Origin of the sequence: Lachnospira hominis (ex Hitch et al. 2025), assembly GCF_040096395.1 — a bacterium.
In the GTDB taxonomy this organism is placed as follows: domain Bacteria; phylum Bacillota; class Clostridia; order Lachnospirales; family Lachnospiraceae; genus Lachnospira; species Lachnospira hominis.
The window spans coordinates 50,443-71,921 of sequence record NZ_JBBMES010000014.1; the positions used below are offsets into that span (position 1 = coordinate 50,443).

A 21,479-nucleotide genomic window follows, 5' to 3' on the forward strand; every position below is an offset into this window, starting at 1 on the left:
AAGATGACAGGTATTATTATAGCAGCTGCTGTTGTCAGCATTGTAGGCTTAATTCTTGGTCTTTTCCTCGGATTCATGGGTAAAAAGTTTGCAGTTGAAGTAGACCAGAAAGAAATTGATGTCAGAGCAGAACTTCCGGGCAATAACTGTGGCGGATGTGGATATGCGGGTTGTGATGCACTTGCAAAAGCTATCGCTGCAGGAGAAGCTGAAGTTGGAGCATGTCCTGTCGGTGGTGAACCTGTTGCAAAGAAGATTGCAGCAATCATGGGTTCAGAAGTCGGCGATTCAAAGAGAATGACAGCGTTTGTGAAATGTGCGGGCGACTGTGAAAAAGCAAAAGAAAATTATCACTACACAGGTGTGCAGGATTGTACAGTTATGCCATTTGTTCCTAATGGTGGTTCAAAAGCTTGTACATATGGATGTATGGGGTACGGCTCATGTGTAAAAGCCTGTCCTTTTGATGCAATTCACATTGTAAATGGTATCGCAGTAGTTGATAAAGAAAAATGTAAGGCATGCGGCAAGTGTGTTGCTACATGTCCAAGACACTTAATCGAACTTATTCCTTATGATGCAAAACAGGTTGTTAAATGTGCATCAAAAGATAAAGGTAAAGATGTAATGTCAGTATGTCAGACAGGATGTATCGGTTGTATGATGTGTACAAAGCAGTGTGAATTCGGTGCTATAACAGTTGAAAATAACATTGCACATATTGATTATGACAAGTGTACAGGTTGTGGCAAGTGTGCTGAGAAGTGTCCAAAGAAGATTATACATGCTCATTAATATTAAAGAGTTCCGGAGGGTGAAATGATAGATGCAAGTCAGATAATGCCGCTTAATTTCTTTATGTACAAAGGTGTATACAGTGGTGAACATCATGGTATGCGTTACAGGATAAAAAAAACGGGTGAAAAACCTGATGAAGTTCTCGAGGCATATGTGTGGCAGAAGCCATACAGCTTTGCAGCAACACCCAAAGAAGAAATAATCTCTGATACATTTCCTTTAAGTGAGGAAGGACGGCTTCAGCTGGTTGACTGGCTTAAACAGATGTATGAAAAAGATAAGGAACGATGGGAGAGTGCTCCCACAATACTGGAAGCACCCATTGACCTCAATGCGGTTTATTCCGATAAGGATAAAAAGTAGCATATAAAAAAATGTATATAATGCAGGCAGTTACGGCTCCCCCAAAGAGAGGAATTAAGCCGGAAACCAGCCTGCTTATATATTTGTAAAAAATAAGAGAAATACCGGTTGATAATAATGAAAAAAATCCCGGTATCAGAAACCAGCCGTGTGCATTCATACGTATATGAAGCATGCGGCTTAATTTTATATAATGGCAGATACATACAAGAATCTGCGAACATAAAAGTCCTGCCATATACATTGTTATTCCATATTTTGGAACCAAAATGACGAGAAATATCAATCTTACTATTATACCGGAAATATTTTGTATACAGGTAGCCGTTGTTTCGCCAAGACCATTGAGAATACTTCCCATTGTAACGGTAAGATATATAAATGGACACAGCCATGCAAGAATACATACGTAATTACGAACTTCAGGCTGATTAAAAACTATAGCTCCGGCATATGAGCCATAAAATATAAAAATGGCGGTACTTAATACGCCGGTTGATATGCAGAAAGTAATGCATTTATTGATTGTAGATTTAATACTTTTATTATTGTTTTCAAGATTTAGTTCTGAAACCGCCGGGAGAAGCATAACTGCAAGTGAATTAGTCAGTGCCGTGGGAAATAAAATAAGAGGCATTGCCATGCCTGTAAGAATTCCGTAGATTGAAACAGAATCACTCTTTGACAATCCATAAACAATAAGCTGTGCGGGAACAAGAACAGCTTCCGCACTCTGGAAAATATGCATAAGCAGGCGGTTTGCGGTAAGTGGAAATGAAAATTTGAACATTTCACGTATTTTAGACATAAGAGAGGATTTTTTATGTGTATTGTTGTATTTGCTTTTTATAAATGTATAAAAAATGGCACAAGTACAATATAAAAATGAGGCAATTTCACCGAACAGATTACTGTATATTGCACACAATACAGAGGCATTTCCGTCAGAAGCATAGATGGTGACATAAATGTATACAGCACAAAATCGTATAATCTGTTCAAAAAGCTGTGAGAATGCCGGAATTGCGGTTTTCTTTTTTGCAAAATAAAATCCATTAATGCAGTTATGAAAAGCTGCAAATGGGAATGATAATGAAAGAATTTTTAACAATGAAGAACATGCTTCATTTAAAATAAATCGTGTTGCAATAAAATCTGCATTTGTATACACAATAAAAGTAAGAATTAAAGATGTTGGAATGCTGAGTAAAAGCCCTGATATAAGCCACAGAAAATCATTTTTTTTATCACAGCAGAATTTTGAAATAGCTGTCTGTATTCCGGATGAACATATTGCAAATACAATTCCGGCAGCAGGCATAACAATCTGGAACAGTCCCATGCCGGCGGCACCTATGCATCGTGACAGATAAATTCTGTAAAAAAAGCCGAGAATTTTACTTAGAATACCTGCGGTAGTAAGAATCAGAGTGCCTTTTATGACATTATTAAACTTTTTCAAAATGCCTCCGTAAACGTAAGTAAACAGTCTTATTATTATCAATTATATGTGATTTATGAATATAATATTAACAGGAAAATAATGAAAGGTGCATGTGATGTAATGATATATATGGACAATGCCGCAACTACAAAAATGCACCCGGATGTTGTCAGGGCGATGCTTCCGTACATGGGAAACAGATATGGCAACCCTTCCGGCATATATACATTTTCTAAAAATATAAAAAAAGATATTACGCAGGCAAGAGAACTGCTTGCATCAACAATAGGAGCAGGGCCGGATGAAATTTTTTTCACATCGGGAGGTTCAGAATCTGATAACTGGGCTTTGAAAATGGCTGCACAGGAACACCCATATGGAAGCATAATTACAACACCGATAGAGCACCATGCAATTTTAAGAACATGTGATTCACTTGAGAAGAGACATTGCAGAATAATCAAGATTCCGGTAGATAAAAAGGGTAAAGTAAGAACAGCAGCAATTGAGCGTAATATCTTCCGTGATACATTTTTAATATCAGTTATGGCAGCCAATAATGAGATTGGAACGGTTGAACCGGTGGCTGCCATAGGAAGAATCGCACATGAAAGAAACATCTTATTTCACACGGATGCAGTCCAGGCTTATACAAATATATATATAGATGTAAATGCAATGAATGTTGATATGCTTAGTGTTAGTGCACATAAAATAAGGGGACCTAAGGGCGTAGGCTTTTTATATATAAAAAAGGGAAAGCTTAAAACACCATTTATTAATGGAGGAGGTCAGGAATATGGGATGCGTGCAGGAACTGAAAATGTTGCCGGAATAATAGGGCTTGCAAAAGCGGCACAGATAGCAATGACAAACAGGGATATGAGGATAAAAAAAGAAAAAATGCTCCGTGATTATATGATAAAAAAGGTCACAACGCAGATAAAAGATGTCTGGCTTAATGGAGATGAACAAGAGCGTCTTCCTAATAATATGAATTTTTCGTTTAAAGGTGTTGATGGTGCTACACTTATATTGATGCTTGACCAGCAGGGGATATGTGCATCTGCCGGGTCAGCCTGTTCATCGGCACAAAAAGAGCCATCGCATGTCCTCAAAGCAATAGGCCTTTCTGATGAGAGAGCATATTCGACAGTGCGATTTACAATAAATGAAGAAATATCAAAAAAACAGGTTGATTATGTTGTGGAATGTATAAAAAGAAATGTAGAAGAGTTAAGAAAATATGTATAACAAAAGCAGGGAACGTAAGCATATTAATGCAGAAATTCCCTGCTTTGATATATTTTTATAACTGTATAAATTCGGGCTTTCTCTTCCTGAAAATATTATAATATTTGAAATTACATGATTTGAGCATATCGTAGGCAATATCAAATCCGCTTCCGATATCGCGGCTGTAATGTGCATCTGAGCCGATGGTTATTATTTCACCACCGAGTTCGCGGTATCTTAAAACTATTTCGGCTGATGGGTTTGTGGCATTAAGACCATAACGAAGCCCTGCAGTGTTAATCTCTATTCCTTTGCCATTATAGATGATTTTTTTTAACACTTCATCAATGATATCAGAAAAGTTCTTATAGTTATACTCGTATGATTTATCCGGAATATAACGTATTATATAATCAATATGACCATAAATATCAAAATTATTACAAGTGTCTAAATTATCAAGGATACTTTCGTAGTAAGCATAGATTACTTCATCTATGTTGCGGCCTTCCCAGAATTTTGGATAGTAAGGATCATTGCCGTATACAAGATGGGAAGAACCTATTATAAAATCAAGAATATGATTTTTGTCGTAGTCATTAATTCTGTCTGCGGCGGAGCGGCAAAGTCCCTGTTCAACACCTATATATACAGGAATCTGTTCTGAATATAATTCTTTGATGCTGGCAATACTTGAAATATAATTGTCAAAATCAAGCTGGAATAACACATCTTTGTTATCTTCCGGTGGAAAATCAAAATCATTGTGTTCAGTAAAGCATATTGACGAAAGTCCAAGATTTATCGCAGCTTTAATGTTTTCTTCGGGTTTTGCATCAGAATCCGAAGAGAAAAGGCTGTGTGTGTGAAAGTCGGCAGGTCTGTTCATGTTTAATCTCCAATCTTCATAGCTGAATAATTAAAATGTATAAAATGCACATGTGTAATGTGTTTATTTTTTCAAAATTAAGTATACCATATTTGTGATAATTTTAAAAACATTACGGCTTTTTTATAAAAACGATTGAATATAACTTGAAATTAATGATTGCAATTGATATTATGTAAAATAAGTGTAAAATTAAATTAACACAAAATTAAAATACTATGTGACGAAAAGGACGGTAAATGTTCATAATGAATGGAATAGGCAGCTTGTTTGAATTTGCGGGAGGAATAGGAATGTTCCTCTATGGTATGAATAGAATGGCAGACGGCATGCAGAAATCAGCCGGAGGCAAAATGAAGTCGCTGCTTGGCTATCTTACAAGAAACAGATTTCTGGCAATATTGGTTGGTGCACTTATTACTGCAATTATACAGAGCAGTGGTGCGACAACAGTAATGGTTGTAGGTTTTGTAAATGCAGGACTTATGACACTTGTTCAGGCTGTAGGCGTTATTATGGGAGCCAATATAGGAACAACAATTACAGCATGGATTGTATCACTCGGACAGATTGGTGATGCTGCAAAAGCATTGCAGCCGTCTTTTTATGCACCGCTTCTTATAGGCATCGGTGCATTTGTTAGTCTTTTTTCAAAAAAAGACAGGTCAAAGACAGTTGGTGAGTTGTTTGTTGGTATCGGTCTTCTGTTTGAAGGACTTGAATTTATGAGTGCATCAATTGCACCATACACAGATGCACCGATTTTTTCAAATGCATTTAAGATTGTAGGCAGTAATCCATTTCTTGGAATACTTATCGGTATTGTTGTTACTGCGATTTTACAGAGCTCATCAGCATCTGTCGGAATATTACAGACTCTTGCCATGAACGGCGTTGTAACGACGAATGCGGCGATTTTTATAACACTTGGACAAAATATAGGCTCATGTGTTACAGCTCTTATTTCGAGTGCAGGAACAACGCGTACTGCTAAAAGAGCTGCATGTATGCATCTATTGTTTAATGTGGCAGGTGCGTTGCTGTTTGGTACAGCTGGCTTTATTCTTTTCTGTATAAGACCGGACATTGCAGTTCATAATATAACGGGTGTTGAGATATCAATATTCCATACATTTTTTAATATTACATGTACAGCTGTAATGTTTCCTTTTGCCAAGCTCCTTGTTAAGCTTTCAGGTATTATTGTTCCTGAAAAGAAGACCGAACAGATAGAGGAAATAAGTGATAAAGAAGAACTTGAAATCAGCAGGCATTTTGATGACAGAATTCTCGGACAGCCGTCTGTTGCTGTTGAACGTGCTAAAAATGAAGTTATTAACATGGGGCGTCTTGCCTATGACAATATTGAGATTGCGTCAAGGGCAGTAAGGGAAAACAGTCAGGAACTTGTAGACAGGATATATGAGCTTGAAAAAGAAGTTGATTACTATTCAAAATATCTGACTTCGTATCTTATAAAACTTAATAACCAGTCATTGTCAGATAAGCAGCATCTTCTTGTAAATGACCTGTTCCATGCGGTTATTGATATTGAAAGAGTATCTGACCATGCGGAGAATCTTGCAGATCTTACAAAATATAAAATAGAACATGATATTGTATTCTCACAGCGTGGGCAGGATGAATTACGACAGCTCTGGGATAAAGTACTCTGCTGTTTTGACAGGGCAGTTGTTGCCAGGGAAACAGGCGATGATGCAGCTATACGTGATGTATATAGAATAGAAGATGAGGTTGATGATCTCGAAGAAGAATTGAGAGATAAGCATATAAAAAGGCTTTCAGATGGAAAATGTCTCCCTTCAAATGGCGTTGTTTTCCTTGATATATTATCAAATCTTGAGAGAATGTCGGATCATGCAAAAAATATTGCGGAGTGTGTTCAGGAAGAAATTTCGTCAAATTAACTAAATGGAGAACTTTATAGAAAGATTTTTTTTGCATTTTGTAAAAAAAGGTAATTAATACTTGATATTTTTACTTATATTATGTAAAATACAATCTAGTTGATTAATAATTAACAATCTAATTTATATTAGGAGGAAATTTTTATGTCAGTAAAAGTTGCAATTAATGGTTTTGGACGTATCGGCAGACTTGCATTCAGACAGATGTTTGGTGCAGAAGGATACGAAGTAGTAGCTATCAACGATTTAACAAGTCCTAAGATGTTAGCTCATCTTTTAAAGTATGATTCATCACAGGGCAGATATGTAAACTTCGGTGAAGAAGATCAGGTTACTGCTGATGATGAAGCTGGTACAATTACTGTTAAGGGTAAGACAATCAAAATTTATAAAGAGCCAGATGCTAACAACTGTCCATGGGGCGAAATTGGTGTTGATGTAGTTCTTGAGTGTTCAGGTTTCTATACATCAAAGGCTAAGGCTCAGGCTCATATCAATGCAGGTGCTAAGAAGGTTGTTATTTCTGCACCAGCTGGTAATGATTTAAAGACTATCGTTTACAATGTAAACCATGAGACACTTACAGCAGATGATCAGATTATCTCAGCTGCTTCTTGTACAACAAACTGTTTAGCTCCTATGGCTAAGGCTCTTAATGATTGTGCAACAATCGAATCAGGTATAATGTGTACAATTCATGCTTACACAGGTGACCAGATGATTCTTGATGGCCCACAGAGAAAGGGTGATTTAAGAAGATCAAGAGCAGGTGCCTGCAACATCGTTCCTAACTCAACAGGTGCTGCTAAGGCTATCGGTCTTGTTATCCCAGAACTTAATGGCAAGCTTATCGGAGCTGCTCAGAGAGTTCCTACACCTACAGGTTCTACAACAATTCTTAATGCTGTAGTTGCTAAGAAGGTTACAGTTGATGAAGTTAACGCTGCTATGAAGGCTGCTGCTACAGAGTCATTCGGTTATAACACAGAGCAGATCGTATCTAGCGATATCGTTGGTATGAGATTTGGTTCATTATTCGATGCTACACAGACAATGGTTAATGAGCTTCCTAATGGTGGATGCCAGGTACAGGTTGTTTCTTGGTATGATAATGAAAATTCATACACAAGCCAGATGGTTAGAACAATCAAGTATTTTGCTGAATTAAACTAATCGTTTAACATATAAGTAACGAGAGAAAAAACCAGGGAATATATATTATGATATTCTCTGGTTTTTATCTTATATCAAGTATTATTTTGTGATGGATTTATTCATCGTATGTCAGAAATGAATTTGGAGGAAATAAACTATGCTTAATAAAAAGTCTGTTGATGATATCAACGTTAATGGCAAAAGAGTATTATGCAGATGTGATTTTAATGTACCACTTGATGGAGACAGAATAACAGATGAGACACGTCTTGTTGCTGCACTTCCTACAATCAAGAAGCTTATCGCTGATGGTGGTAAGGTTATTCTTTGTTCACATCTCGGAAAACCTAAGGGACCAGATGCAACATTTTCACTTGCACCTGTTGCAAAGAGACTTTCAGAACTTCTTGGTCAGGAAGTAAAGTTTGCTGCTGATGACACAGTTGTTGGCGATAATGCAAGAGCTGCAGTAGCAGATATGAAGAATGGTGATGTTATTCTTCTTGAGAATACACGTTTCCGTCCTGAAGAAACAAAGAATGGTGAAGCGTTTTCTAAAGATCTCGCTTCTATCTGCGATGTATTTGTAAATGATGCATTTGGTACAGCTCACAGAGCACATTGTTCAAATGTTGGTGTTACAAAGTTTGTTGATACAGCAGTTGTTGGTTATCTTATGCAGAAGGAAATTGATTTCCTTGGCAACGCAGTAAATAATCCTGTAAGACCATTTGTAGCTATTCTTGGTGGTTCTAAAGTTTCATCTAAGATTTCAGTTATCAATAACCTTCTTGACAAGGTTGATACACTTATCATCGGTGGCGGTATGTCATATACATTCCAGAAGGCTCATGGTGGTAATGTAGGTAAGTCTCTCGTAGAGGATGATTACCTTGAATATGCTAAAGAGATGATGGAAAAGGCTGAAAAGAAAGGCGTTAAGCTTTTGATTCCTATTGATACAGTTGTAACAAAGGAATTTAAGAATGATACACCTAGCCGTATCGTAGCAGCAGGTCATCAGGAAGATGATGATATGGGTATGGATATCGGACCTAAGTCATGTGAACTCTACAAGGATGCATTAAAAGATGCTAAGACTGTAGTATGGAACGGACCAATGGGCGTATTTGAATTTCCTAACTTTGCAAAGGGTACAATCGCTGTTGCAGAAGAACTTGCAGCATTAAAAGACGCTACAACAATTATCGGTGGCGGTGATTCAGCTGCAGCTGTAAATAATCTTGGTTTTGGCGATAAGATGACACATATCTCTACAGGTGGCGGTGCTTCTCTTGAGTTCCTTGAGGGTAAAGAACTTCCAGGTGTAGAAGCCGCTAACGACAAGTAAAAACCGACTGACATAATTTTTATATATGTCCCGGGATTTCATATAAGAAATTCCGGGAATTTTTACGTAAATTCTGTAAAATAAGTGGCATTTTTAGAAATTGTATGATATAATTAAATAAAATCAATCGTGATGTTTTTGCGAATGTATTAATGTTACAGGAGGGGTATCTGTATGCGCAAGAAAATGGTGGCTGGTAACTGGAAGATGAATATGACTCCAAGCGGAGCTGTTAAACTTGCAGAAGAACTAAAGCCAATGGTAAAGAATGACGACGTAGACGTCGTATTTTGTGTGCCGGCAATTGATATTGTCCCAGTTGTTAATGAAGTGAAGGATACCAATATAAAAGTCGGTGCTGAGAACATGTTTTATGAGGAAAAAGGAGCATATACAGGTGAGTTATCGCCTGAGATGCTTGTTGATGCCGGAGTGTCATATGTTATAATCGGACATTCGGAGAGAAGACAATATTTTCATGAAACAGATGAAATAATTAATAAAAAGATGAGGAAAGCTATAGAACATAAGCTTCTTCCGATTCTTTGCTGTGGAGAGAGTCTTGAACAGCGTGAGAGTGGAGTTACACTTGAATTTATCAAAAAACAGATTGTCAACGCTTTCAAATACATACCACCGGAAAAGGTTATTAATTGTATTATTGCATACGAACCTATATGGGCGATAGGAACAGGAAGAGTTGCAACAGCAGAACAGGCACAGGAAGTATGTTCTGCAATTCGTACTAATATACGTGATATATATGGTGCGGTTGTTGCTGAGAGAATAAGAATTTTATATGGCGGCAGTGTCAATGCAGGCAATGCCAATCATATATTCTCAATGCCTGATATCGATGGAGGTCTTGTTGGCGGTGCCAGCCTCAAGCCTGAATTTGCAAAGATAGTTCATTACGACAAGTAATTATAATATTGCGGACACACAGTGTTGTGTCCGCTTTTTCTTTACTTTTTCGGGATTATATGGTATGATACGTTCGGTAAAAAATGAAGATAAAATTTTTGCTTCGCAAAAACAAGGAGGATTTTGTTATGTCTAAAAAACCAGTGGTTTTAATGATACTTGACGGATATGGTTTAAGTGATAAAAAAGAGGGTAATGGTATTGCAAATGCCAATACACCTGTAATGGATAAATTGATGGCAGAATATCCATTTGTAAAAGGATATGCCAGCGGGCTTGCAGTAGGACTTCCGGATGGTCAGATGGGTAACTCAGAAGTAGGACATCTTAATATGGGTGCAGGTAGAATTGTATATCAGGAGCTTACAAGAATTACAAAGTCTATTGAAGATGGTGATTTCTTTGAAAATGAAGAACTTCTTGGTGCAATTGAGAACTGTAAGAAGAATAATTCTGATTTACATCTTTATGGACTTCTTTCAGACGGTGGTGTTCACAGCCATCTTACACATGTATTTGCACTTCTTGAGCTTGCAAAGAGAAATGGTCTTAAAAATGTATATGTTCATGGTTTTATGGATGGACGTGATACGGCAACAGACGGAGGAAAAGATTTCATTAACCAGCTTTATAACAAGATGGATGAAATCGGCGTAGGTAAGATTGCCTCAATCATGGGTCGTTATTATGCGATGGACAGAGATAACAGATGGGACAGAATTGAAGCAGCATACAAGGCACTTACAGAGGGCGTTGGTAATGAAGCTGCCTGTGCAAGATGTGCAATAAGCGATTCATATGCAGCCGGAAAGACTGATGAGTTCGTTGTTCCTACAGTTATTAAGGAAGATGGCAAGCCACTTGCAACTATCAAAGATGGCGATTCAGTTATCTGCTTTAACTTCAGACCTGACAGAGCAAGAGAAATTACCAGATGTTTCTGTGATGATGATTTTGCTGGATTTGACAGAGGTCCAAGAAAGAAAGTTCATTATGTATGCTTCACAGATTATGATGTTACAATTCCTAATAAGTATGTTGCGTTCAAAAAGCAGGAAATTACAAATACATTCGGCGAATTCCTTGCAAAGAATCATTTAAAGCAGGCAAGAATTGCTGAGACAGAGAAATATGCACATGTAACATTTTTCTTTAACGGCGGAGTTGAGGAGCCAAATGAAGGTGAGGACAGAATTCTTGTTAAATCACCAAAGGTTGCAACATACGACCTTCAGCCTGAAATGAGTGCACCTGAAGTGTGCCAGAAGTTTACAGATGCAATACGTTCAGGAAAGTATGATGTAATAATTACTAACTTTGCTAATCCTGATATGGTTGGACATACAGGTATCATGGACGCTGTTGTTAAGGCAATAGAGACTGTTGATGAGTGTGTAGGCAAGGTAGTAGAGGCTGTTAAGGAAGTTGATGGTGTAATGTTTATCTGTGCTGACCATGGTAATGCTGAAAAGCTTATTGATGACAATGGCGAACCATATACAGCACATACAACAAATCCGGTTCCATTTATACTTGTAAATTATGATGAGGCATATACTCTTAAAGAGAATGGCAAGCTTTGCGATATTATTCCTACTCTTATAGATATTATGGAACTTGAGAAACCGGCAGAAATGACTGGTGAATCTCTCTTGATAAAGAAATAATAAATACTTGATATTATTAAATGCTTGTGTTAAAATTATACTATTGTGTGACGATTTTAACCAAGTAGGAGGTGTTACTGATGTTTGGAATGTCATGGGCAGATACATTTAGAGTATTACTTATGGGACTTTTTATATTAGTTTGTATTGCAATAACAATTGTAGTTCTTATGCAGGAAAGTAAGCAGACAGGCTTGTCTGGTGCAATCAGCGGTGCTGCTGATACTTACTGGGGTAAGAATAAAGGACGTTCAATAGAAGGTAAGCTTGTATTATTTACAAAGATACTTGCAATTGCATTTATTGTTATTGCTGCTATATTGAATATTAATTTCTAAAAAGTTATAAGGATGCTCTTTAAGGATAGCTTGAAGGGCATCCTTTTTTATGCAGACGACAAGTTAATCACGGCAAAAACAGGGAGGATTGTTATGGGACATAAATCAAAAAGAACATATGATAAAGTGTTTGAAGACAGAAAAAATATGCTGGAGGATCTTATTTTGCATAACGACCTCTATGTACCAATGAAAACTAAGGAGCTTGCAATACTTATGCAGGTTCCGAAAGAGGACAGACATGAGCTGCAGGCAGTGCTTGATTCACTTGTAGCAGAGGGCAGAATAGGCGTATCAAAAAAAGGTAAATACAGTAAGCCTGAAAATACAGCTATTATTGGAATATACCAGAAGACAAGCCGTGGTTTTGGTTTTGTTGTTGTCGAAGGCAGGGAAGATGATATTTTTATCAAAGAATCTGACGATGGCGGAGCATTTCATATGGATAAAGTTATGGTTGCCATAACAGCAGAAAAACATGGAGATAAGAGATGTGAAGGCAAGATTATCAAGATTCTTGAGCATCAGATAAAAGAGGTGGTCGGAACATACCAGAAGAGTAAAACATTTGGATTTGTTGTTCCGGACAATAAGAAAATCTGTTATGACATTTTTGTGCCACAGGAAAAGTCCATGGGGGCCGTGACAGGACATAAAGTTGTTGTAGAGCTTACTTCTTATGGTACATTGAAAAAGAACCCGGAAGGTCGCGTAAAGGAGATTATAGGGCATATTAATGACCCAGGAACGGATATTATGTCTATAATAAAAGCATATGACCTTCCGATGGAATTTCCTGAAAGTGTAATGAAATCATTAAATGATATTCCTGATGAACTGTCGCCTAAAGATTATGCCGGAAGAGTTGATTTGCGTGATTTGCAGACAGTTACTATAGATGGTGAAGATGCAAAAGACCTGGATGATGCAATAACTGTATCTGAGGAAAATGGAATCTATCACCTTGGAGTTCACATCGCAGATGTGAGCAATTATGTAAAAGAATACAGTCCTCTTGACAAAGAAGCATATAAGAGAGGCACAAGTGTCTATCTTGTTGACCGTGTTATACCGATGCTTCCGCATAAGCTGTCCAACGGAATATGTTCACTTAACCAGGGCTGTGACAGGCTTGCACTCAGCTGTCTTATGGATATTGATGAAAAAGGCAATGTGATTTCACATAAGATATGTGAGTCTGTAATCAATGTTGATAGAAGAATGACTTATACAAATGTAAAAAAGATTCTTGAAAATGAAGATGAAGAAATTTTAAACGAGTATAAAGATTTTGCTGATATGTTCAGACTTATGGAAAAGCTTGCACTGATATTGCGTCAGAGAAGATTCAAACGCGGTTCGATTGATTTTGATTTTCCGGAGACAAAGATTACGCTTAACGATAAGGGTGAACCGGTGGAAATAAAGCCGTATGACAGAAATACAGCGACAAGAATTATCGAAGATTTCATGCTTATTGCAAATGAGACAGTGGCAGAAGATTATTTCTGGCAGGAAATACCATTCCTTTACCGAAGTCATGAAAATCCTGATCCTGAGAAGATAAGAAGGCTTGGAACATTTATCAATAATTTTGGATATTCGATAAAAATAGGTGATGAGATTCATCCGAAGGAGCTTCAGAAGCTTTTGGGGAAAATAGAGGGAAGCGACGAGGAAAATTTAATTGCACGCCTTACACTTCGTTCTATGAAAAGAGCATCATATACAACGGAGTGCGTAGGTCATTTCGGACTTGCTGCCAAGTATTACTGTCATTTCACATCGCCAATCAGAAGATATCCTGATTTACAGATTCACAGAATTATTAAAGAAAATCTGCATGGTGGTATGAGTGATAAGAGAAGTGAGCATTTTGCTGCTATTCTTCCTGAAGTCGCAAAGCAGACAAGTGCTACAGAACGCAGGGCTGATGATGCAGAAAGAGATACAGATAAGCTGAAAATGGTACAGTATATGGAAAAACATATCGGAGAGACATTTGAGGGTGTTGTATCCGGAATGACCGCATGGGGAATATATGTAGAACTTCCGAATACAATTGAAGGAATGATTAGTGTAGCCTCGCTTCGTGACGGATATTATATTTATGACGAGAATCATTATGAGATGGTAAATGAGACAACAGGAAGGACATTCAAGCTTGGTCAGAGACTTAATGTTAAGGTTATCAACTGTGATAAGATTCTTAGAACTATAGATTTTGAACTGGCAGAATAAGGAGATAATATGAAAGAATCAAGTGGAAATAAGCTGATTGCTAATAATAAAAAGGCTTATTATGACTATTTTATAGACGAGAAATATGAGGCTGGACTTGTACTTCACGGTACTGAGGTTAAGTCTTTAAGACAGGGAAAATGCTCAATAAAAGAGGCATATATACAGATAATCAACGGTGAGGTTTTTGTTATTAATATGAATATTACACCTTATGAAAAAGGAAATATTTTTAATAAAGACCCGCTTCGTCCGAAAAAGCTGCTCCTTCATCAGTCTGAGATTAATAAACTTGAGGGACAGACGGCACAGAAGGGATTTACAATAGTACCTTTGCAGGTATATTTAAGCAAAGGACGTGTAAAAATGGAAATTGGTCTTGCAAGAGGTAAAAAACTCTATGATAAGAGAGACTCTATTGCAAAGAAAGACCAGCAAAGAGAAGCTTTAAAAGACTTTAAGGTAAGAAATCTGGGATAATTGTATTCAAAGCTACCGCCGAAGATATAATTTGAATTTTATGAATTAAACTATTGATTTAATTTGGTGTTTTTAGTCCTGTTTGGGGTTGACAATATAAATTTACAGTGATAGTATTTATCTCACAGCTATCCACAAGGGGTAGTAAAGGTTTCGACAGGGGTTTTGAAGCTGGTGAAGCTATTCGCAGGTGATGCGTCAAATTACAAATCTAAATATAAACGCTAACGAAAATTTAGCTTACGCTGCCTAATGGCAGCAGTCTGACCTAGAGCACCTACACTTTAGGACCCAGGCTTCGACCATGTAGGAAACGACTCAGTCAAAGCTTTGAGACTGTGGGCGTATTATGAAGCTACTGAAAGCATGAGGATGTTGATTTTCTTATGCCGGAGGGAATGAGGGAAACCGAAGCAATCAACTATAATAGTAGAAGAACAGTGAATGGGCTTTTGGACACGGGTTCGACTCCCGTCTACTCCACTATGATAACGGCATTGTATGTTGCGAAAGTGATGTATGGTGCCGTTATTTTTATGGTATAAGAGAGTCCTTTTCTTATATAATATAGATATATATTAGAGGATTTTAACTACTGTTGCAAGTTGCTTTACTATAAATAACACCATTGAGATATATAATATACCACGCATTTTAAACAAATGTAATACAAAACATATAAATGATAATATTGTGTTTTTACGGTTTAAAGTGTATATTATATAAGTAACTTTAAAAGATACTAATTAATATTTCGGAGAGAATGACATTTGGAAAAAAAGAAGATTAAAAGAGATATAATGCTGATATCGACATTGATTATTGTATGTGCAGCAGCATTTTTGATTATTAATTTTGTTGTAAAAAAGGATGGTATTACAGCAGTTGTGAAGGTAGACGGAAATATTGTCTATATGCTTCCTCTTGACAAAAATGCGTCTGTTACTGTTGAGGGGTATCAGGGCGGCAGTAATACTGTAGTTATAGAAAATGGTACAGTTTATATGAAAGATGCCGACTGTCCTGATAAATTGTGTGAAAAAACAGGAAAGATAAGTAAGAATGGAGAGACGATAGTGTGCCTTCCGCATCGCGTGGTTGTCGAGATACAGGGCGGTGAAGGCAATGTAGATTCGCTTGTCAGATAGATGAAAACGAGTAATAAAATATATAAATAAAAATTAACAAATAAAAACAGGTGAATGAAAATATGAAGAATTCAACACGGACGCAAAAACTCGCACTTTGCGGTGTACTTACGGCTTTGGCGATGATATTTGGCTATATCGAAAGCGTGATTTCTGTGCCGCTTCCGGTTCCGGGAATTAAGGTAGGACTTCCCAATATTGCTATAATAACGATTTTATATGTTGTCGGAATAAAAGAAGCAGTTGCAGTTAATCTCATAAGAATAACATTAACTGCTGTTCTTTTTGGCAATTTGAACAGCTTCTTGTTCAGCATGTCAGGAGCGGTTCTTAGCATGATAATAATGATAATACTAAAGAGAATACAGTTTTTTTCGTCTGTTGGTGTAAGTGTTGCCGGCGGAGTATTTCATAATATAGGGCAGATAATTGCAGCTGTATTTATAATGGGAAGCGGTGCGATAGTATATTATCTTCCTGTACTTATGATAACCGGAACAGTGACTGGAGCAGTAATAGGAATTGTATCAGCTATGGTGGTGAAACGTACTGAAAGAGCATATGGACAAAAATAAAGAAACGGCATTTCAGATTAACTGAATGCCGTTTCTTTTATTGTTTATATTGCTGCTGCAATTCAATTTCTTCCATAGATTTGGAAACACAGTGTGTGATAGGTTTCCACTCAACACGCTTGAATAAAGCGACAAGAGAAATTGGAATATATGTAAGCATAAATAATGGGAAAGTGAACAGCGAAATAATCTTTTTCTTAGGAGAAGCAAGAATCTTCTTCCATTCTGTTATTACTGTCAGCAATCCGATTGAAAACATAAGCAGATAAAAGCTTACACAGGCAAAACCGATTGATTCCATAGCGACCGGAAATACCTTTTTAAATAAAGTAAAGTTATGTGCACCAAGCACTAAAAATATGAGATTCAAAAGCATGCAGCCTACTGAAAGAAGAGTAGCAGGAGCAAGTGTCATAAACATATCATAACATGATACGAACATCTGACGTTTTTTGAATGCCATGGCTATCAGTTCACGACCATATTTGAACATTACCTGATAGAAGCCCTTTGACCAACGCATACGCTGGTTCCATGACTGTTTAAATGTCTCCGGCTGTTCATCATAGAACATTGCCGAATCACAGTAGCCGATTTTTTCTCCCTCAAGAATATTAACAACTGAAAACTGAATATCCTCTGTCAAAAGATTACATTTCCAACCACCATTTTTCTTAATAATCTCACTGCTTGTAAGAAAGCCTGTTCCTGATACAGCACAGCTTGTTTTAAGAATCATTCGTGGATTATTAAGATATTTTGCTTCGCGGCAGAACCAGAGCGAATATCCTGATGTAATCCAATTGGTATCGAAATTTTTTGAGTTACGATAACTTGTGACCACACGATACCCCTGATCAAAAGTTTTGTTCATTTCACGGACATAATTTCTGTCAATGACATTATCCGCATCAAAAATAAAATAACCGTCGTAGGTGGTATAATCACCTTCATCTTCTTTTATCTTGTTGAATGCATAGTCAAGAGCATAGCCTTTACCGACTAATACCTTGTTAAAACGTTCATATACAATTGCACCGCAGCTTCTTGCAATCTCGGCTGTGTTATCCGTACAGTTATCAGCAACGACAACAACATCAATAAGTTCAGAAGGGTAGTTCTGTGCTTTGATGCTCTTAATCAGGTTACCGATTACGGCATTTTCATTCCGGGCTGCAATAATAAAAGCGAACCTGTGAAGTTTTTTAGGTTCGTATTCTGGCTGCTTCTTCTTTCGTTTTTCACCGATTAAGGCTATCACAATATATATAAACTGATAAAAATACAATACAGTCAACAGGGTGTAGATAACGGTGTTGATTGAAGCAATAGCTTTCATTAAAAGTCCTCTCCATTTTAAAAAATGAAAAAATATAGTATTGCGGACTACCCAAAGTCCTTTGTTGATTATATCATTAATTTCTTTTGTGTCAATAGTTCAATAATAAGAAATAGGTCATAACTCAAATAAAATAAGAAAATATTTGACAAAAAACTTTATTGATATAGTATAATAAGAAATACACTTAATTTTAATTATGAAATGGAATGGAGAAAATAAGCTATGTACAAAGAAATTTCAAGACTGATAATATACGGAGATATGGATGAAGACAGCATCCTTTCACGCATGGCAGACATTTTCAGAAAGTTTGATGTTGAGGATACGGGAAAAGAGGAACTTACAAGAGAAATCTATACGCAGATTAAAAGAATTCTTAAAGTCGCGACAGATTATGGATTTGATAAGAACCTATGGCAGAATTATCTTACATTTATACTTATCACAACAGAAAACCCATTCAGCATAACATGTGAGAAGGTCGGTGCCAATGACGGAAGTGTCAACACATTTGCCATGAATGATTTCGGAATATTCAGAAAGCTGTTCCACTATGATTTCAGCGAGATTGAAAAAGAACTTTCAATAAATTGTTTTTCACTTATTACAAACTACAAAGCAATTGTGAAAAAAGAACTTATGTATAACAGAAATGTAAGCGAAAAGGTACGCACATTAAGCGAAAAACTTGCAGCCGCAACAACAGATGAAGAGTTTTTTGATGGTGTTACTACATTTTATAAAGATTACGGTGTTGGCATGTTTGGTCTTAACAAAGCATTCAGAATCGGCAATAATCCTGACGGCAGTGTTAAATTTATGGCAATTAACAATATGGACAAAGTTATGCTTACTGACCTTGTCGGATATGAAATCCAGAAAAAGAAGCTTGTTGAGAATACAGAAGCATTTGTAAAAGGAAAGAAAGCCAACAATGTCCTCTTATTCGGTGACAGCGGAACAGGTAAATCTACAAGTATTAAGGCAATTGTCAACCAATATTATGATGACGGATTAAGGATGATTGAGATATATAAACATCAGTTCAAAGATTTATCAAATGTAATAGCACAGATAAAGAACCGTAACTATCGCTTCATAATATATATGGATGATTTGTCATTTGAGGAATTTGAGATTGAATACAAGTTCTTAAAGGCTGTAATTGAAGGAGGCGTTGAGACTAAGCCTGAAAATATCCTTATATATGCAACATCTAACAGAAGACATCTTATCAAAGAAACATGGAATGATCGTGATGATATGGAGTCATCAAACGGCTTACACCGTTCAGATACGATGGAAGAAAAGCTTTCACTGGTAAATCGTTTCGGATGTCAGATTTGTTATTCAAAACCGACACAGCAGGAGTATTTCCAGATTGTTATCGAACTTGCAAGAAGAAGCGGCGTGACTATGTCAGATGACGAACTTAAGTTAGAAGCAAATAAGTGGGAATTAAGCCATGGCGGCATTTCAGGAAGAACTGCACAGCAGTTTGTTAATTATTGTCTGGGAATGGAGAAAGAGATATGATTTCCTATATTAAAGGAGAACTTACAGAGATAATGGAGGATGCTATTGTTGTTGAAAATAATGGTATCGGCTTTAATATCCGTGTTCCTGCAACTGTTATAAGTGAATTCTGCGTTACGGGTGAGCAGGTAAAGGTATATACATATTTGCAGATAAGGGAAGATGCACACAGCCTTTATGGTTTTCTCACAAGAGATGACCTTGAAATATTTAAGATGCTTATCAATGTAAATGGTATCGGACCGAAAGGTGCTTTGGCAATTCTTTCAACAATTTCGCCTGATGATTTGAGATTTGCCGTGCTATCAGATGATGTAAAGCTTATATCAAGTGCACCGGGAATAGGTGCTAAAACAGCACAGAAGCTTATAATTGAGCTTAAAGACAGGATTAAGCTTTCAGATGCATTTGAGCAGGCACTGGCACATCAGGAGAGCAGCACCGGCATGTCAGTTGATTTCAGTGCAAGGAATGAGGCAGTTGAGGCACTTGTTGCACTCGGCTATGGCAATGCTGAGGCACTTCGTGCAGTTAAGAATATAGAAAATATAGAAGAAAAAGATACAGAGACTATTTTGAAAGAGGCACTTAAAAGACTTATCTGAGAGGGAATTTGATGGAAAAAAGAGTGATTTCAACAGAGCTTGTTGAAGAAGATATAAAAATTGAAAATAATTTACGTCCGCTTGCTCTTGAAGATTACATTGGACAGGAAAAAGTAAAACGCAACCTGAAAGTGTATATAGAAGCTGCAAAAGCACGTAATGATTCACTTGACCATGTGCTTTTCTATGGACCTCCGGGACTTGGAAAGACAACACTTGCAGGGATAATTGCCAATGAGATGGGAACACATCTTAAAGTGACGTCAGGACCGGCAATCGAAAAGCCGGGTGAAATGGCGGCAATCCTTAATAATCTTGCTGAGGGGGATGTTCTGTTCGTTGACGAGATTCACAGACTTAACAGGCAGGTTGAAGAAGTTTTGTATCCGGCAATGGAAGATTACCAGATAGATGTTATGATAGGAAAAGGGGCAACAGCACGTTCAATTCGTCTTGAACTACCTAAGTTCACACTTGTCGGTGCAACAACAAGAGCAGGTCTTTTGTCCGCACCTTTAAGAGACAGATTCGGAGTGGTAAATCATCTTGAGTATTACACGGTAAAAGAACTTGAGACAATTATAATCCGTTCTGCCAATGTACTTGGTGTAGAGATTGATTCGCAGGGAGCCAACGAACTTGCAAGACGTTCAAGAGGAACCCCGAGACTTGCCAACCGTCTGTTAAAGAGAGTGCGTGATTTTGCACAAGTGAAATATGACGGAAGAATTACAGGCGAGGTTGCTGATTATGCACTTAATCTTTTAGATGTTGACAGGGATGGTCTTGATGCAAATGACAGGCTTATACTTGGCACAATAATAAAGAAATTCGGCGGTGGTCCGGTGGGTCTTGACACTCTTGCAGCATCTATCGGTGAAGATGCCGGAACACTTGAAGATGTATATGAGCCTTATCTTATACAGAATGGATTTATTAACAGAACGCCGAGAGGACGTGTTGCAACGAACGAGGCGTATCTTAATCTGGGGATTGAACAAAAAGTATAAAAATGATATAATTAAATAATTCGGATAAAGTATTGGAGGGCGTTTTCATGTCATCAAAAAATAATACAGAAGTAATTTTGGGTGGAAAAGTATTTACATTAAGTGGATATGAGAGTGAGGAATACCTACAGAAAGTTGCATCTTATATTAATAACAAGCTTGCTGAGTACAGCAAAGAAGATTCATTTCGCAGACAGAATGCGGAAGTTCGTGCTAATCTTATGTATCTTAACATAGCAGATGACTATTTTAAGGCCAAAAAGCTCGGTGACAGTCTCTCAGAAGAAATCGAGAATAAAGACAAAGAGATATATGATTTAAAACATGAACTCATAGCTGCACAGATTAAGACAGATGCGGCAGAAAAAGAGATAACAGAATTAAAAAAAGAAATTACTAAATATCAGAAAAATATTGTTCAGTTAGAAACAGAACTTAATGCAAAATAG

20 protein-coding genes and 1 other RNA gene are annotated in these 21,479 nt (G+C 37.1%); 18 read left to right on the forward strand and 3 right to left on the reverse strand.

Going from position 1 to position 21,479, the window contains the following annotated elements; genetic code table 11:
- Positions 1 to 3: 3 nt before the first annotated feature.
- Complete coding sequence (locus WMO38_RS11465) at positions 4 to 795, forward strand: RnfABCDGE type electron transport complex subunit B (RefSeq protein ID WP_021865342.1); 792 nt, start codon at positions 4 to 6, stop codon at positions 793 to 795.
- A gap of 24 nt (positions 796 to 819) precedes the next feature.
- Positions 820 to 1,161: a hypothetical protein gene (locus WMO38_RS11470; protein ID WP_349162793.1), complete on the forward strand. Its 342-nt coding sequence runs from the start codon at positions 820 to 822 to the stop codon at positions 1,159 to 1,161.
- Here WMO38_RS11470 and WMO38_RS11475 read toward each other — a convergent pair.
- Complete coding sequence (locus WMO38_RS11475; protein ID WP_349162795.1) at positions 1,127 to 2,623, reverse strand: oligosaccharide flippase family protein; 1,497 nt, start codon at positions 2,621 to 2,623, stop codon at positions 1,127 to 1,129. The two genes, WMO38_RS11470 and WMO38_RS11475, sit on opposite strands and share 35 nt — an antisense overlap.
- Positions 2,624 to 2,704: 81 nt before the next feature.
- Here WMO38_RS11475 and WMO38_RS11480 point away from each other — a divergent pair, with 81 nt between their 5' ends.
- Positions 2,705 to 3,859, forward strand: coding sequence for a cysteine desulfurase family protein (locus WMO38_RS11480; RefSeq protein WP_021865339.1), 1,155 nt, complete (start codon positions 2,705 to 2,707; stop codon positions 3,857 to 3,859).
- Between the two features lie 55 nt (positions 3,860 to 3,914).
- On the opposite strand, the gene WMO38_RS11485 is transcribed toward WMO38_RS11480, so the two are convergent.
- Positions 3,915 to 4,730 (reverse strand): histidinol-phosphatase HisJ family protein, encoded by an 816-nt coding sequence (locus WMO38_RS11485; protein ID WP_349162797.1) that lies wholly within the window; start codon positions 4,728 to 4,730, stop codon positions 3,915 to 3,917.
- Positions 4,731 to 4,969: 239 nt separating this feature from the next.
- On the opposite strand from WMO38_RS11485, the gene WMO38_RS11490 reads away from it, so the two are divergent.
- From WMO38_RS11490 to WMO38_RS11540, 11 genes are all read left to right on the forward strand, one after another.
- A complete protein-coding gene (locus tag WMO38_RS11490) occupies positions 4,970 to 6,658 on the forward strand; it encodes a Na/Pi cotransporter family protein (RefSeq protein ID WP_349162798.1) in 1,689 nt (562 codons plus the stop codon).
- Positions 6,659 to 6,802: 144 nt separating this feature from the next.
- The gene (gene gap / locus WMO38_RS11495; protein WP_012739424.1) at positions 6,803 to 7,831 is read left to right on the forward strand and encodes a type I glyceraldehyde-3-phosphate dehydrogenase; all 1,029 of its coding nucleotides are present in this window, start codon (positions 6,803 to 6,805) and stop codon (positions 7,829 to 7,831) included.
- Positions 7,832 to 7,970: 139 nt separating this feature from the next.
- Positions 7,971 to 9,164, forward strand: a complete 1,194-nt coding sequence (locus WMO38_RS11500) for a phosphoglycerate kinase (protein WP_349162799.1) — start codon at positions 7,971 to 7,973, stop codon at positions 9,162 to 9,164.
- A 174-nt stretch (positions 9,165 to 9,338) separates the two neighbouring features.
- Positions 9,339 to 10,088: a triose-phosphate isomerase gene (tpiA, locus tag WMO38_RS11505; protein WP_021866942.1), complete on the forward strand. Its 750-nt coding sequence runs from the start codon at positions 9,339 to 9,341 to the stop codon at positions 10,086 to 10,088.
- 128 nt (positions 10,089 to 10,216) lie between these two features.
- The gene (gene gpmI / locus WMO38_RS11510; RefSeq protein WP_021866943.1) at positions 10,217 to 11,755 is read left to right on the forward strand and encodes a 2,3-bisphosphoglycerate-independent phosphoglycerate mutase; all 1,539 of its coding nucleotides are present in this window, start codon (positions 10,217 to 10,219) and stop codon (positions 11,753 to 11,755) included.
- Between the two features lie 80 nt (positions 11,756 to 11,835).
- Positions 11,836 to 12,093 (forward strand): preprotein translocase subunit SecG, encoded by a 258-nt coding sequence (gene secG, locus WMO38_RS11515; protein ID WP_021866944.1) that lies wholly within the window; start codon positions 11,836 to 11,838, stop codon positions 12,091 to 12,093.
- 93 nt (positions 12,094 to 12,186) lie between these two features.
- Positions 12,187 to 14,334 carry a ribonuclease R gene (gene rnr / locus WMO38_RS11520; protein WP_349162801.1) on the forward strand — a complete coding sequence of 716 codons (2,148 nt, stop codon included), beginning with the start codon at positions 12,187 to 12,189 and terminating at the stop codon, positions 14,332 to 14,334.
- Positions 14,335 to 14,343: 9 nt separating this feature from the next.
- Positions 14,344 to 14,814, forward strand: a complete 471-nt coding sequence (gene smpB / locus WMO38_RS11525; protein ID WP_349162802.1) for an SsrA-binding protein SmpB — start codon at positions 14,344 to 14,346, stop codon at positions 14,812 to 14,814.
- Between the two features lie 138 nt (positions 14,815 to 14,952).
- Positions 14,953 to 15,300: a transfer-messenger RNA gene (ssrA, locus tag WMO38_RS11530) on the forward strand.
- Positions 15,301 to 15,584: 284 nt separating this feature from the next.
- Positions 15,585 to 15,962, forward strand: a complete 378-nt coding sequence (locus tag WMO38_RS11535; RefSeq protein WP_349162804.1) for a NusG domain II-containing protein — start codon at positions 15,585 to 15,587, stop codon at positions 15,960 to 15,962.
- Between the two features lie 62 nt (positions 15,963 to 16,024).
- A complete protein-coding gene (locus WMO38_RS11540; protein ID WP_349162806.1) occupies positions 16,025 to 16,537 on the forward strand; it encodes a Gx transporter family protein in 513 nt (170 codons plus the stop codon).
- A 37-nt stretch (positions 16,538 to 16,574) separates the two neighbouring features.
- On the opposite strand, the gene WMO38_RS11545 is transcribed toward WMO38_RS11540, so the two are convergent.
- Positions 16,575 to 17,876, reverse strand: a complete 1,302-nt coding sequence (locus WMO38_RS11545; RefSeq protein WP_349162807.1) for a glycosyltransferase family 2 protein — start codon at positions 17,874 to 17,876, stop codon at positions 16,575 to 16,577.
- 225 nt (positions 17,877 to 18,101) lie between these two features.
- Here WMO38_RS11545 and WMO38_RS11550 point away from each other — a divergent pair, with 225 nt between their 5' ends.
- From WMO38_RS11550 to WMO38_RS11565, 4 genes are read left to right on the forward strand one after another with little or no spacing between them, the layout of a single operon-like run.
- Positions 18,102 to 19,415, forward strand: a complete 1,314-nt coding sequence (locus tag WMO38_RS11550) for an ATP-binding protein (protein WP_021865152.1) — start codon at positions 18,102 to 18,104, stop codon at positions 19,413 to 19,415.
- The gene (gene ruvA, locus WMO38_RS11555) at positions 19,412 to 20,020 is read left to right on the forward strand and encodes a Holliday junction branch migration protein RuvA (RefSeq protein ID WP_021865151.1); all 609 of its coding nucleotides are present in this window, start codon (positions 19,412 to 19,414) and stop codon (positions 20,018 to 20,020) included. Before WMO38_RS11550 ends, ruvA begins: the two co-directional genes overlap by 4 nt.
- An 11-nt stretch (positions 20,021 to 20,031) precedes the next feature.
- The gene (gene ruvB, locus WMO38_RS11560; RefSeq protein ID WP_021865150.1) at positions 20,032 to 21,030 is read left to right on the forward strand and encodes a Holliday junction branch migration DNA helicase RuvB; all 999 of its coding nucleotides are present in this window, start codon (positions 20,032 to 20,034) and stop codon (positions 21,028 to 21,030) included.
- Positions 21,031 to 21,077: 47 nt separating this feature from the next.
- Entirely contained in the window at positions 21,078 to 21,479 is a 402-nt protein-coding gene (locus tag WMO38_RS11565; RefSeq protein WP_349162808.1) for a cell division protein ZapA, read from the forward strand.

Bases quoted from the DNA above. Each gene is read 5' to 3' on its own strand.
- rnr (WP_349162801.1), top strand. From the start codon at position 12,187: ATGGGACATAAATCAAAAAGAACATATGATAAAGTGTTTGAAGACAGA.
- WMO38_RS11545 (WP_349162807.1), bottom strand. From the start codon at position 17,876: ATGAAAGCTATTGCTTCAATCAACACCGTTATCTACACCCTGTTGACT.
- WMO38_RS11500 (WP_349162799.1), top strand. From the start codon at position 7,971: ATGCTTAATAAAAAGTCTGTTGATGATATCAACGTTAATGGCAAAAGA.
- WMO38_RS11540 (WP_349162806.1), top strand. From the start codon at position 16,025: ATGAAGAATTCAACACGGACGCAAAAACTCGCACTTTGCGGTGTACTT.
- WMO38_RS11480 (WP_021865339.1), top strand. From the start codon at position 2,705: ATGAAAGGTGCATGTGATGTAATGATATATATGGACAATGCCGCAACT.
- gap (WP_012739424.1), top strand. From the start codon at position 6,803: ATGTCAGTAAAAGTTGCAATTAATGGTTTTGGACGTATCGGCAGACTT.
- WMO38_RS11470 (WP_349162793.1), top strand. From the start codon at position 820: ATGATAGATGCAAGTCAGATAATGCCGCTTAATTTCTTTATGTACAAA.
- WMO38_RS11565 (WP_349162808.1), top strand. From the start codon at position 21,078: ATGTCATCAAAAAATAATACAGAAGTAATTTTGGGTGGAAAAGTATTT.
- WMO38_RS11465 (WP_021865342.1), top strand. From the start codon at position 4: ATGACAGGTATTATTATAGCAGCTGCTGTTGTCAGCATTGTAGGCTTA.
- tpiA (WP_021866942.1), top strand. From the start codon at position 9,339: ATGCGCAAGAAAATGGTGGCTGGTAACTGGAAGATGAATATGACTCCA.
- smpB (WP_349162802.1), top strand. From the start codon at position 14,344: ATGAAAGAATCAAGTGGAAATAAGCTGATTGCTAATAATAAAAAGGCT.
- secG (WP_021866944.1), top strand. From the start codon at position 11,836: ATGTTTGGAATGTCATGGGCAGATACATTTAGAGTATTACTTATGGGA.
- gpmI (WP_021866943.1), top strand. From the start codon at position 10,217: ATGTCTAAAAAACCAGTGGTTTTAATGATACTTGACGGATATGGTTTA.
- ruvA (WP_021865151.1), top strand. From the start codon at position 19,412: ATGATTTCCTATATTAAAGGAGAACTTACAGAGATAATGGAGGATGCT.
- WMO38_RS11485 (WP_349162797.1), bottom strand. From the start codon at position 4,730: ATGAACAGACCTGCCGACTTTCACACACACAGCCTTTTCTCTTCGGAT.
- WMO38_RS11550 (WP_021865152.1), top strand. From the start codon at position 18,102: ATGTACAAAGAAATTTCAAGACTGATAATATACGGAGATATGGATGAA.
- ruvB (WP_021865150.1), top strand. From the start codon at position 20,032: ATGGAAAAAAGAGTGATTTCAACAGAGCTTGTTGAAGAAGATATAAAA.
- WMO38_RS11490 (WP_349162798.1), top strand. From the start codon at position 4,970: ATGTTCATAATGAATGGAATAGGCAGCTTGTTTGAATTTGCGGGAGGA.